Origin of the sequence: Paenibacillus pini JCM 16418 (assembly GCF_000576305.1) — a bacterium.
Lineage (GTDB): Bacteria > Bacillota > Bacilli > Paenibacillales > Paenibacillaceae > Paenibacillus_AQ > Paenibacillus_AQ pini.
Map to the genome: position 1 here is coordinate 26,555 of NZ_BAVZ01000015.1, position 13,005 is coordinate 39,559.

General features: G+C 43.7%; 9 protein-coding genes and 1 pseudogene. 8 read left to right on the top strand and 2 right to left on the bottom strand.

The window, feature by feature from the left end; genetic code table 11:
• Position 1: 1 nt before the first annotated feature.
• The 6 genes and pseudogenes from JCM16418_RS17790 to JCM16418_RS17810 all read left to right on the top strand — a co-directional run bounded on the left by JCM16418_RS17790 (position 2) and on the right by JCM16418_RS17810 (position 9,265).
• Complete coding sequence (locus tag JCM16418_RS17790) at positions 2 to 2,455, top strand: transcription initiation factor TFIID (RefSeq protein ID WP_036651692.1); 2,454 nt, start codon at positions 2 to 4, stop codon at positions 2,453 to 2,455.
• 38 nt (positions 2,456 to 2,493) lie between these two features.
• Positions 2,494 to 3,771 carry a vWA domain-containing protein gene (locus JCM16418_RS17795; protein WP_036651810.1) on the top strand — a complete coding sequence of 426 codons (1,278 nt, stop codon included), beginning with the start codon at positions 2,494 to 2,496 and terminating at the stop codon, positions 3,769 to 3,771.
• Positions 3,772 to 3,802: 31 nt separating this feature from the next.
• Positions 3,803 to 4,471 (top strand): hypothetical protein, encoded by a 669-nt coding sequence (locus tag JCM16418_RS17800; protein WP_036651695.1) that lies wholly within the window; start codon positions 3,803 to 3,805, stop codon positions 4,469 to 4,471.
• A 444-nt stretch (positions 4,472 to 4,915) separates the two neighbouring features.
• Positions 4,916 to 6,159: pseudogene (locus tag JCM16418_RS17805) on the top strand (hypothetical protein).
• Positions 6,159 to 6,911, top strand: a complete 753-nt coding sequence (locus JCM16418_RS23930; RefSeq protein WP_052020486.1) for a GAP1-N2 domain-containing protein — start codon at positions 6,159 to 6,161, stop codon at positions 6,909 to 6,911. Before JCM16418_RS17805 ends, JCM16418_RS23930 begins: the two are co-directional and overlap by 1 nt.
• Before the next feature lie 65 nt (positions 6,912 to 6,976).
• The gene (locus tag JCM16418_RS17810) at positions 6,977 to 9,265 is read left to right on the top strand and encodes a hypothetical protein (RefSeq protein WP_052020488.1); all 2,289 of its coding nucleotides are present in this window, start codon (positions 6,977 to 6,979) and stop codon (positions 9,263 to 9,265) included.
• 83 nt (positions 9,266 to 9,348) lie between these two features.
• Here the strand turns inward: JCM16418_RS17810 and JCM16418_RS17815 are convergent, their stop codons facing one another.
• A complete protein-coding gene (locus tag JCM16418_RS17815; protein WP_036651697.1) occupies positions 9,349 to 9,957 on the bottom strand; it encodes a DoxX family membrane protein in 609 nt (202 codons plus the stop codon).
• A 659-nt stretch (positions 9,958 to 10,616) separates the two neighbouring features.
• On the opposite strand from JCM16418_RS17815, the gene JCM16418_RS17820 reads away from it, so the two are divergent.
• Together JCM16418_RS17820 and JCM16418_RS17825 are read left to right on the top strand one after the other, a co-directional pair.
• Positions 10,617 to 10,928: an ArsR/SmtB family transcription factor gene (locus JCM16418_RS17820; protein ID WP_036651811.1), complete on the top strand. Its 312-nt coding sequence runs from the start codon at positions 10,617 to 10,619 to the stop codon at positions 10,926 to 10,928.
• A 101-nt stretch (positions 10,929 to 11,029) separates the two neighbouring features.
• Entirely contained in the window at positions 11,030 to 12,190 is a 1,161-nt protein-coding gene (locus JCM16418_RS17825; RefSeq protein ID WP_036651700.1) for an MFS transporter, read from the top strand.
• 53 nt (positions 12,191 to 12,243) lie between these two features.
• Here the strand turns inward: JCM16418_RS17825 and JCM16418_RS24760 are convergent, their stop codons facing one another.
• Positions 12,244 to 12,900: a hypothetical protein gene (locus JCM16418_RS24760; RefSeq protein WP_052020490.1), complete on the bottom strand. Its 657-nt coding sequence runs from the start codon at positions 12,898 to 12,900 to the stop codon at positions 12,244 to 12,246.
• Between the last annotated feature and the right edge of the window lie 105 nt (positions 12,901 to 13,005).

Here is a 13,005-nt window from a genome sequence, read left to right on the forward strand (position 1 = left end):
CATGAACGAACAATTGGAACGATTTGCCGCGAGCTATGCTGCTGCCGAAGAGAAGCTGACAGGTGAAGGGGATGATCAGAGCAGTATCCACTACCCAGCGGTGTTTATATTCATTGGCGACAAGGCTGCGGATGCAATCGAGCCTATGATGCAAATCAATGAACGTAAATGGGAAAACAGTGCGGGTGTAATGTATTTCCATGTGGGAAGCGATACTGGTAAAAGCAGGGGTGGTTACAGAAGCAATACTGCTTCTGTAACGGATAATTCTGCTCCTACTTATGCAGCGAAGGATTATCCCCAGTCGCGTGTGAATCAGGTTATTCTCAATATGGAGCCTCAGTCCTCTCAAGGTGATCAAAAGGCTGCTAAAAGCGCTCGTAAGGATCTATACCGATCCTTCAATCAAGACGGGCGCCACTTAGCAGAGCTGAATAGATCACTACGTCAGCTGAGTCACAGCATTGCTGATTACGGTAGAATGTATTCTTCATTCGATCGCATCTATATTTCTGTCATTACGCGGGTCGATGACCCGCTTAATGTGTTCATACCGGAAATTTCTCTACTGGCCGAGTCCATCCTCAGCCAGTCTTTTAAATCAGTGCAGATGGATTTGTATGTACTCATCAGTGAAAAAGAGCAGGCGGATTCGTATGGATACAGCAGCTCCGCTGGGGTAGCTTTTTTACGTGAGTTAGATCAGATGCAAAGCGCAGACTACAGCTTCTCAGCACCTCTGCATGTGACTGAGGATGGTATTTCTATCCCTGTAACGCATACGGCTTCGCCACTGTTTGATCTGGTTTATGTGCTGTCTGATAAGAATGAACGGGGGATCTCTGTAACAGGCGGAATGCAGGAAAATTATGAGGCCATATGTCATCTTACGCTACTTAAGAATCGCAAACAGAAAGAGCTGCATTATGACGCTAATGTTGGCAGCTACAACAATACATCGTTCAAGAACAACATGATGACAGAATCGGGTCGTCAGGGCTATGTATCTGCAGGATTTTCTCGAGTGAAGAGACCTAATGAATCGATCGCGCTAACCGTGCTGTACCACTTCTACAAACAACTTGTGATGCGCATGAAGAGCGGTGGGGAAGAGTGGGATTTAAAAGAAAAACTATTGTTTTTCGGTATGGATCCGTCATCAACATCCTTACGGCTGGAACAACTTGTTCCAAGTGCTGACAAAATTACAGATATGACGGGCATGATGACCCATCCCGTAAGTTATAGTCACCTGAGAAGGATGTCGATTCGTGAAGCGGAGAATGCCTTATTTGGGGATGGTTGTGACCTCTATTTCCGCGAACATTATGTTCGTGAAGCTCGAAGCCGCATGGAGCAAATGGATATCACGGAGGAACTACATGCAAGCGTGCGTAAACATTTGGAGTCGCATTCGGAAATCGGATTTTTCCAAGTAAATGAATGGACAGACGAGAAGGCCGGCCCGGGTCATGTGTTAGAACCGTTGCGTGCACACTTACGTGATCTGGCAGGGCAATTGGACATCGCTCGGGGTGAATTAGATCGTATCTATGAAGGGTTGGTTGACGACCAAACCTTTAAACGCCTGCCTATGATGGATAAGCATAATGTACGTCAATTTGTGCATTATTTCTTTAATACGGTGTATCAGCACAAACTGGATGTGCTTGCACTTGAAATGGAGCTTGGCCTCCATCGTCGTTACGAGGCAGAGCTTGAGCATCTACATTCCTTTTATAAGGCACAGTCTGGAAAGCTTGAGAGCTTGCTGAAGGAGCTGCACGAAGCAGCATTAGCTAGTATACGCGATGCCGATGATTATATCGGCCAGAACATCATGGATTATTACGGACGTGTCACAGAAGATGTGATGCTTGAATTGGAAGCGAAGCGGGGCGTAAATGTATTTTTCGAGGAGCGGTATATGGGCAGTATCAGTGGTTTACTGGATGCTGGCATGGAAGCTTTGAAACAGCGCTTAATCGATGTTTGCCGTAGGGAAGTGCTGACGGCAGAGCCGTTCGTACAAACCTTTGAAGAAGAACTCATGCGACGGGCCAATGTAACAATTGAGTTCAGTAATAAGCAGGTGCTATCGAAGGAAGAATTATTCAAGAAGCTGTATCGTACTTTGGAAGAACATGCGGTCATCAATGTGAGGCTGTTTGATTATACGCAGGAACATCGCTATGAGGAGAAATACTTTTTTGGCGATGGAGAGAGTGAATTTATCCGTTACGCCTTAGGCGCGGATGAAACGTCTCGGATTTATAGACTGGGTGTCGTGCATGAGAAACGAACGAGTGGCGTTGAGAAGCTGAATGTGATGGGAGGCTTCCACTTGGAGGATCTGATGTATTACCGCAATGGTAAGGTCTACTATGAAACGTACTTGCAGAACGGATATGAATTTCATGGGGTTGATACAGAACAGCTTCCGATGCTCAGGTAGAGCTTAATCCCCATTTGGAAAGGATGCAATATGTGATGATGCAGCGAAAAGTTAATTTGCTCCTGCTCTTGTTCAGTTTAATCGGAGGCGCATTTGGATTTGCTATTGGTGAGATTGTACTCGGCAGGGGCTTGGGAGAACTTCCGGGATTTGTTGTGATCGGAATTTATTTTGGAGTTGTGGCTTTATTTATTGGGCTCGCCTGTTTGATCGCGGAAATGATTGCTCCGCAATTAAATGGACCTTCTTGGAGGCAGCGGTACATCGGTACTTCGTTGAAGCTTCTAGTTCCCTCATCACTGGTGCTATTGTTTCTAGTGGGAATGCTGATGGAGTTTGTGTATGAGCTCAACCCGGGTAGCGTTAAGCAGGTCAAGGATGTGGCATTGGTCATTGATAATTCAGGCAGCATGCAGCAAACCGATCCCGATGATGCCAGATATACGGCAGCTAAAAATATGATTGATAAGATGGATAGCGGCAAACGGGTGGCCGTGATGGTTTTTAATGAAAGAACAGACTTATTGCAGCCATTCATTCGTGTCAAAGATCAGTCGATTAAAGATCAAGTAGCAGCTGAGATCGATGGACTACAGCCAACCGATGGTGGAACAGACATTAATTTGGCCTTATCCGATACAATGGATCACATTAAGCAAAATAATTCGAAGAGCGGTACGATGGTTATTTTGCTGTCGGACGGATTTAGTGATGTGGATTTGAATCAGGCGCTTGCCGAATACAAAGCGAAAAAGATTGTAGTGAATACAGTGGGTCTAAACTTGGTGCAGTCCGATGGTTCAAGCTTACTTCAGAATATTGCCCATGAGACGGGTGGGGAGTATTACGGAGTTGCCAATGCGGGAGATCTTTCATTTGTTTTTCAAAAGATCTACGATAATGTTAACGATCGAACACTCGTCACGGAACGCACAGGCTCCCAGCAAGGTCAGAGTTATTACATGATTCTGCGCATTGTGGCGCTTGCTATCCTAGGAACTGCGATCGGACTTGGACTGGGGCTTATCTTCGATAACCGTTATCTAGCTCGAAGCTTTGGAGTTGGAGGAGCAGTATCGGGTATTGCCGCAGGACTGATTCTGGAATTTGGATTATCTGGAAGCGATTATGGAGACACCATCATCCGGCTACTTGCATGTTTGATTCTCGCCGGTATTCTAGCGCTATTCACGGGTATTATTCCTGTGAAAGAGAATGGCAAGCTACAGTCTGGACCACAGCGTCCTGGTCAGTCTGGGAGAGCTCGGGGCGGTTTTGGTGGTCATACGAAGGATAATCGAAGTAGCGGATTTTAAAGGATTTAAGCCCTTAGGAGGCGAACACCATATGCAGTTTACTGATGCGGATGCAGAGACCCCTGTGATACGTGACCTAACTCATCAATTGGATGAGGATCGCTGTACGCTTCGCTGGAGATGGCCTGATGGCATACAAGCCGTCTACATCCATCGGACAGCTGTCGATACGGCGGGGGAAGAAATAGGGGCGAGGGGCGTAGCGGCGGAAGAACTGCCTTCTGCTCGTAATCTACGTCTCTATACACGTAATGAATATAAAGCGAACAATGGTTATCATGATCGGATCGAGAGTGTGGGCCGGATCGCATATACGATATATGTTAACTTAACTGAAGACGGCGAGCCGATACTGATCCGTCAGCCCGATTTAATGAATCGGAAAGAGTTCAGTACTGGCAAAGCGCGGATTACATATGAAATCCGGCATAAAGGCGGACTGCTCAGTAAATATAAGACGGTTCAGATGAAAGTGAAAGCTGAAATACCAGTGCCCAAAGAAGTGCTTTGCTATGTTAAGAAGCAGGGAGGCTACCCAGCCAATAAAGATGACGGTACGATGTATCCGTTTTTAAGCGATTTTGTTGCAGGTCAAAACGTACTTCCATCCATTGAAGTCGGGAAGCAGGATTACGTAAGACTTTTTTTCACGGATGGCAAAAGGTACGGTTCATTATACGAACTGGTCCAAATGAAGTAGGGTAGTATTTATGTTGTATATGTTCAAGCGTAATGTTCTGACGCAAGACTTCAGCGGAGAGGCTGGAATCGTTCTGAAGAAGCGAAGCGTTCGCCTTTGCCCCCGAATTTTCACCATAGGTGAATAGGATTAAAAAAATTTGGGGGCAACAGCATCGTAAGAATGATCCGGCAGCGAAGCGGGTTTTACACAAACCTATTCATGAAAAGTGCTAATGCTTACGAAGTCAGTTTTGTCTACGGCAAAACTTTGCTAATGCTTACGAAGTGAGTTTTACCTTCGGTAAAACTCAGCTAATGCTTACGAAGTCAGTTTTACCTTCGGTAAAACTTTGCTAATGCTTACGAAGTCAGTTTTACCTTCGGTAAAACTTTGCTAATGCTTACGAAGTCAGTTTTGCCTACGGCAAAACTTTTAGGAGGAATCCAATTGGGTATTTTTGATATGTTCAAAAAGAAACCAGAACCCGAGGCACGTCCGTTGTTCTACGACATCGTGTGCCCATACTGTTTTAGTAAATTCACACCGGAAGAAGTGGTGTTCCGCGCCGCGCATCACCGCGAGGATGATGAGGACTACGCGCTTGGTGAGGACGACCTGCTGAACCGTTACCGTGAGCGTTTTGGTCTGGATACCGTACATGACATGGAGGCGATTCTCCATCCGCAAGATGTTCCTGAAGAATATCGGATGTACTCGGATCATGTATTGGTCGGACTGAACGACCGCTACGGTGTGCTGACACGCAGAAGACTCTGTCCGAAATGCCACAATGAGCTTCCGGTTACATCTGGTAAGGTACCAAGCAATATCATTTCGATTATCGGTGCTTCTCAGGTCGGTAAATCCGTTTATATGACCTCCCTTATTCATACGTTGCAGAATACGACGGCAGACCATTTTAATGCAGCGTGTATGCCTTTGAATGCTGAAATTAGTCGTAAATTCCGTACGGGGTATGAAGAGCCGCTTTTCGAGCGCGGGGATCTCCTTGCGTCGACACAAAAGGAGAAAATGCAAGAACCTTTCATTTTCCAATTTGTATTCAAAGATGAATCGAAACCGCCGCTAACGCTCGTATTCTTCGATGTCGCTGGCGAGGGTATGGTTGATGAGGACTATCTCGGCCTTCACGGTCAGCATATTAAGAATTCAGCCGGTATTCTCTTCATGGTTGACCCACTGCAGATTCGCTCGATTCGTGACAAAATCCGAATTCAATTCGGCGATAAGCAAGGACAATGGGTGTCGCAATATGATGAGCCGCGCGATGTGGTGCTGACGATGTTTGGCGATTTCATCGCATATGAGGAGAAGGGTAAAACTGATATTCCGACGGCTATCGTGTTGACCAAAAGTGACATGCTACATTCGCTGAAGGATGAAGAAGGCGAGTATGTGAAGCCGAACAGTAATATCTTCAACAACATGGTGCATCGTAAATATCTGAATCTGACCGAATTTGAGAATATTGATGGCGAAATTCGCCGTTTTATTGAAAAGGTCGATCGTCCCTTCAAGGGAACGATGGATGTATATTTTTCCGATACAGCCTACTTTGCGGTATCTGCGCTGGGCAGTAATCCAGTCGATCAAAAGCTACAGGGTGTGGTCAGTCCCATTCGGGTTGATGAGCCTTTGTATGGCTACTTTATAAGCTGAAGTATATTGAGGGGAGAGAGGAATAGTGAACGATTCAACTCAACCCAAGATTCAGCAGCAGATGTATACGCGTGAGCGACACGGTATTTTTCGTTCAACCGAAGGCTTCGATACGATAGCGAAATCGGCAGGACTAGACCATTCTTTTGTCAAAAAGGTGCTCCATCCGTTCTGCCAATATGATGCTCCGGCCGAGCTTACCGCACGAGGGGAGAAAGAGGCCAGTCTTTATCCAGAAGCGCTGCTTCTGTTTCATGCCGAGAATGGCGAGACGATCCTTGGACGAAGTACCTATCAGCCGGCAGATTTTACGGGCCTACGCAGTGCTTTTTTTACTCATAATTATGTTGTGCCAGCACAGTATGCGGATGAGCCTGCAACCGACTATAAGCACTGGCTGAATGCTGTGTTTGAAGATCATTATGATATCGAGCATGGGACGGAGATTCCGGAGATTACAGCTATTCCTGTTCGGGAAAATGCCGCTACACCCGTTCATGCTCAGGCATTGCTTGCCGAATTACATATTTCCGAGCAAATATTCAAGCAGCTCTTGTACGCAGCGATGACGTCAGTTGCTGGCAAGAAAAAGGTTTATATTGTGCTTGATGTGCTAGTAGAGCAGTCTGCAGAGAAGGCAAAACAATTGCTAGAGGTATTATTCGCTAGCCTACCTTATGAATTACGTCGCCAGCTAGGGTTTCTAACCTATGCCAAAGAGCCGCACAGTAAGAAGGGCGTTCATCTCATGTTTGTGGAGAAGGGAAGCTACGTTTAAATGATCGAAGTATTGAGAAGGACTATTTATTTGAGTTAGCGGCGCAGCGCGTCATTAACGTCGATTTGGACTGGTCTAAGCAGCCATATCTTGATTTTGCATGGAATAATCTTAGCAACCCTCAGCGTGCAGGGCGTTTTTTCGAATTTGCAGATCAACTGCTGTATGACATGGAGCCTCTCCGTAAAATGTCGATTACCTCCTACCATGAGCTATGCGTTCTTTTTCAGATTGAGGAGGGAAATGAACAGCTTTATGAGGCACATGCAAGCGCAGTATTGCGAGCAATGCTCGAATATCTATCAACTCCGGGTGCAATTGCTTCCAAAGTACGCTTAAATGAACTGTTCCTCGCCCATTTCGATCGTGAATTCGATAAGGTCAAGCAGGGGGAACTACCTGAAGCTGACATTGTGGAATGCATGAAAGATTATTACACCATTGATGGTCGTAATCATGGACGTAAAATTGTGGAATATCTAATTCGTGTATTGAATAATGCCTATTCTCATAAGAACAAATCGTTAGTACCCGCCGTATACGGCATGATAGAGAGTAGTGCTGCACTGAGTCGTACCTTCTTCGCAACTGTCCTCAGTAGTCCAGGACTTCCAGCGATGTTATTTGATCCTTATTTCGAACTTCAGCTCAAAAAAGCTGCAAAAGCACGTGACGTCATTGATATCGTAAGTGTGTGGGCACGCAATCATCCGATTGTGCTTGAGAGTGACCTGTTTAGTAAGCTTGCCGAAAGTCAGATGGTGGAGAAGCTTCGTAAAGAATCTGATCCGGTGCGCTCAGTCAATGTCATATTGGATCAGTTAGATCATATCGAACAGAATCCGCAAAGCGGTATCAGCTCAACTCCTGGCGGGACGAAGCTTATGGACAGGTTGATCTATGCGGCTAACTTATTTTTACTTATGGAAATCAATCTAGACAGATTGACGAAAGAGCAATTGCTACAAATTGACTTTCTGCGGGTACCGAAGGAATTCATGTCATGGGTAACTCGTTTTGATAAGCGAATTCAGTCGAAAGCCGCCGTAATGTTGGCAGCCTATCAGTGGATGAATAGTGATACAGACGGGAAGATTTTTAATGGACTTGATTCGGCGGAGCGAGAACAAGTGCAGCAGTTAGGCCGTAGATGGCTTCAAAATGAGGTTGAGCCCTCACGCTTTGGCGCAATTACGCTCGCATTCTGCGCAGATATTGATACAGGAGCGGTAGATTACACGGGGCTCCTGGAGTTTTTGCATCATTATGGTCCGAAACCGGATATGGTCTATAAATATATTCAATGGTCTGTCAAAGAACCTTTATTCGTGCGGCCTAGAGGGCTTGTTCCTGCTTATGCGAATGCGATCGTGAATTATATGAAGAGACATGATTCAACAGCATTCAAGAATAAAGAGTATGTTAAAGCGTATTTTGACAGAGCTCCAGCAGTGCTGAAACCGGTATATGCAAAAGCGAAAACAGAACTTGCGTCACCTATGGTGAAGTTATTTAGGCGTAACCGTAAGCCGATCATGTTAAGTTCGATCGTATTACTTATTATCCTTGTAGCAGGTAGCACATATCTAATTTTACAGGCAAATGGTGTGTTTGAAGATCGTAAGACAGCCTCTGACGAAATAACGCCGCCACCGGTAATCACGCCGATAACACCGAAGCCAGATGTTGCAGAGGTGCCACTTATTACAGCGGCGCAAGAAAAGGTAGGAACGAACAAGAGTAAGACAACACAGTTATCATTTCATTTTAGAGAATCGGAAACTTGTAGTTCTTACAAGATAAAACAAGTTAAGCTGTTGGCTGCAGATGGTACGGCATTGGTTGAAGTGCTATATCCTAAGCTTGACCATAAGTGCGCCATTTCAGCGGATTTAGGTACAGAGCCTGGGTCAGGGACAGAGGCAGATATGGATGGCACCACAAACGGGGATGGCACGGGTTCTGAAAATCCAGATACCGAAACTGCAGGCCAGACAGGACAAGCGAGCCAAGCCGTAACGAATGGTACAGAAATCGGAGTTGGATCTAGCACAACTGATGATGAGAAGGATAAGGCTGAAGCAGGAACAACTAAGGATTTGAATGCAGTAGATCCTGCGAAGAAAGATGAAGTAGGAAACGATGTGAAGCCGCCTACAGAAACGAATGATCCTACCAATGATTCAATTGCTCCAAGTCAGCAACCTTACAGCAGTTTGGTTAAGATAGACCTCGGAAAACGGATAGACATGACTAAAATTAGCAAAGTCGTTGTAGATAATAAAGAGTTCCCATTAACGACAGATCAGAAGACGCTCGATATGCTAAAGAAAAATGATACTAGCGCAAAATAATACGAATGAATACAAGGACGGCTATCCTAATGGATAGCCGTTCATTCTATATACAGACATTACTGAATTATAAATGGGAAGGTTTAAGCACTGTGAGTTTCATTTTCAACTAGTGGTTTTTCTTGTTCTTTCTGCGACCTGAACCTCCAAGGTGTACCTAATTTAGAGATGACCCAAAAGTCAAGCCCATAGAATCCAGCTACCTTCCAAGCAAGGACAAGCCATGTGGCTAATATGAATAAGAGTGGGTTGGAACTCAAAGATCCAGCAAATAGATAACTGACATTCATAAGTCCACCAAAGAAAGCGGCGAGACCAGTTAGTAGACCGAGAATTAATCCTAATCCAACAAGAAATTCTCCATATGCAACAATCCATGAAAATACTTTTGCATTCGGGAGAATCGTATTCTCAAGAAAAGAGGCGTACCAGCCGGTAACATCCGGATGCTCCCCACCTGTTTTAGCTAGTGCACCTTTGATGAATCCCTGTAAAGCCGCTCCAGAATGTTCTCCAGTCCATGCATCTGCTCCAATTTTACCCCACCCGGCCGTTAACCATTCGTATCCGACATAAAGTCGTATAATAAGCCAAATCCATGCAGAACGGGTACTAACAAAAAGAAATCGGGATACAGCATTCTCTGGGACAATAATTTCACTGCGATGTGGTTGACGTTGATTAACATCCATTTTGAATCGCTCCTTTAAAATTATAAATTCAATACATTTATGCGATTCGTTGGAGTCATTAGCTCAGCACGGCCAGCGTCGTCTTTGCCCAGCATGGGCTCAACATCAATCCCGATTCCTTTAAGTTTGTTAATTCCATTCCTCCCTTTAAATCAAATAAATGAATGCGCTTTCTAGTTGGTGACGATTTTCATTTTAAACAATAAATGTTAAATTTTCAATAAGAATTACATATTAATATATTAAATTTTAATTATTTTTAAATAATCCATAAAAAAATCCCAATAAAAATAATGTTCGGATTCTATTTGGGATAACTATAAATGGACATTTATATTAATTATTATTTCTAATAAATAAGAACAATAATATAATAATAATTCTAAATGTTCGCTTATTTTTATTAACAATAAAACTCCTTGTTCATTGAATTTGTGGATTATTCGTAGGTTTTACTTTAATAGATTTTGAGGTGTTTATACATGAGTGCGATAAATATTTGGCCATGAATAGGGTGCTTTCCGCATCCCTATTTGAGTGTTCATAGACCCACTCCGCCTATTTTCCAATAGGAATCATGATGGGGCTTTCAGCAGTAAACCGTCCTTGAATTCATGCTTTATATTTACAAATCTATAAATATAGATATAATGATTCCTATGGAACCTTTATTGATTTATAAGGCATTGTCTAATGAGACAAGGCGTCAAATTGTAGAATGGCTAAAAAATCCAGCAGATCATTTTGATGATACTAAGCATCTGGAAGAAGGTCTTACGCTGCAAATCGGGGTATGCGTTGCCGATATCCAAACTAAATCAGGGCTCGCCCAGTCTGTTATTTCTAGTTATTTATCCACATTGGAAAAATCAGGGTTACTTGAATCCGAGCGTGTGGGGAAATGGACATTCTATCGTCGGAACGAGGAGACCATTCAAGAATTCTCCGAGTATATTCAGAAGCAACTATAAAACAGGAAGGGAGGTCTTTTTTTTAATTATATAAATCTACATATATAGATATATAGAATTATGTGAACAAATTTATAATTGGGAATGGGAAGTGAATGAGCGTGAAGAAAATGAATCCGCTACTTATTATTATTTTAGCTATTGGTGTGTTTGGTATTATCACCACTGAAATGGGGATCGTGGGGGTACTGCCTCAAGTAACCGAGAAATTTGAAATATCTGCTACGCAAGCAGGTTTGCTTGTCAGTATTTTCGCTCTAGTCGTCGCTATATCGGGCCCATTTTTGACCTTGCTTGCATCAGGTATGAATCGTAAATTCATTCTACTAACGGCGGTAGTAATGTTCGCGATATCTAATTTCGTATACGCGTATACAGCACGATTCGATGTGATGCTTATTTTCCGAATGGTACCTGCAATTTTTCATCCTGTCTTTTTCTCCGTAGCCTTAGTTACAGCAGCTAAGCTTGTTCCGCCAGAGAAGAGCGGTAAAGCGATAACTCAAGTGTTTGCTGGAGTAACCGTCGGATTTGCTTTAGGCGTACCCGTAACTTCTTATCTTGCTGATACTTTCTCACTAGAAGCCGCCTTTTTATTTGGAGCTGTCATCAGTTTGATTGCTTTCCTAGGTATATTAATGTGGCTTCCTTCCATGCCTGTTAAGGATAAAATGTCTTATGGTAATCAGTTGCGTATTCTGCGTAAGCCGCAGTTGTGGTTGAATGTAGCAGCTGTTGTCTGTATCTTTGCCGCAATGTTCTCGGTGTACAGCTACTTTGCCGAGTATCTTGGTAAACAAACACAAATGAGTAGTTCTTGGGTGAGTATTATGCTTATGGTATTCGGTCTTATTATGATTGTGGGAAATTTCTTGTTTGGGAGTTTATTACACAAAAACATGACAAAAACCGTCATTTTGTTCCCTCTGCTATACATCATAAGCTACTTATTCGTTTATTTTCTTGGCTCTTCATTCATTCCGATGTTGATCATCACATTGATATGGGGTCTAGTACATTCTGGAGGGCTTATTGTCAGTCAGACGTGGCTTACGACTGAATCGAAGGAGGCTCCTGAGTTTGGCAATAGTTTATTCGTGTCATTTTCGAATCTAGGTATTACCATTGGGGCTTCCGTGGGGGGCTGGTTTATCACCCAGTGGGGGGTACATGAGCTCATTTGGAGTGGGATTGGGTTTGCTCTGTTAGCGTTCATACTCATTATGATTAAGATTAAGGTGTTTAGCTCGGCTACAATATAAAATATAAATGTGGTTCCAAAAAAGCACAGGTCCCTTGCGGGATCTGTGCTTTGCTATTTATTCAGAGAGGAGTTCAACCATTTACCTGTATATCGATATTGGTCGTCACGTTTAATTTCAATGATATCTTGTTGAATAGATTGATCATGGTTATGGGTCGTCACTTCAATGCGTGCATGTTCCGAAATTTCAGATTTAGCTTTACCTATAAGAGGAGTCCAGTAAAGTGTTTTGCCAGGTTCAATCTGAATGTTCTGTCCTTTATAGATCACTTTAGGAGCGGTGGGTGACCATAAAATGAATTCGCCATCACTTGTATGTAGCGAGATCTGATCGGCACCTTGCGCAGAAATCCGGATCGGAAAACCCGGCACACTACTCATCACCAATTGGTATGTTCCCAAGGGGAACTCGACATTTGCTTCAACGTCTATGGCCGTTCCATTGGATGCATATGCAGTTATGGCTAAACGTCCAAACGGAGAGCTCCCACCAGAGATCACATGTTTTTGTACAGATACATCAGGCACGGCAAGCAGGATCAAAGTGAGCGCACAAACTAGAGAAATCACGGCAATTCCTAATTTGAATAGAGGATGGGGGCGGCTATGTTGCGCGTGACGACTACGCAGCGAATGTTGGATAATCGCATTTTTAAGTGAAGAGTCCGCTTTGATTTCACGCATGCCATGGATATAGTTATCCTTCAATTTGAGCACCTCCATGTGCTTGGTTTCGGAGTATTTCTCTAGCTCGCTGAAGCTGATACGTACCGTATTTTCCTTCCGATGTAGAAGAGTGGCAATTTCAGATGT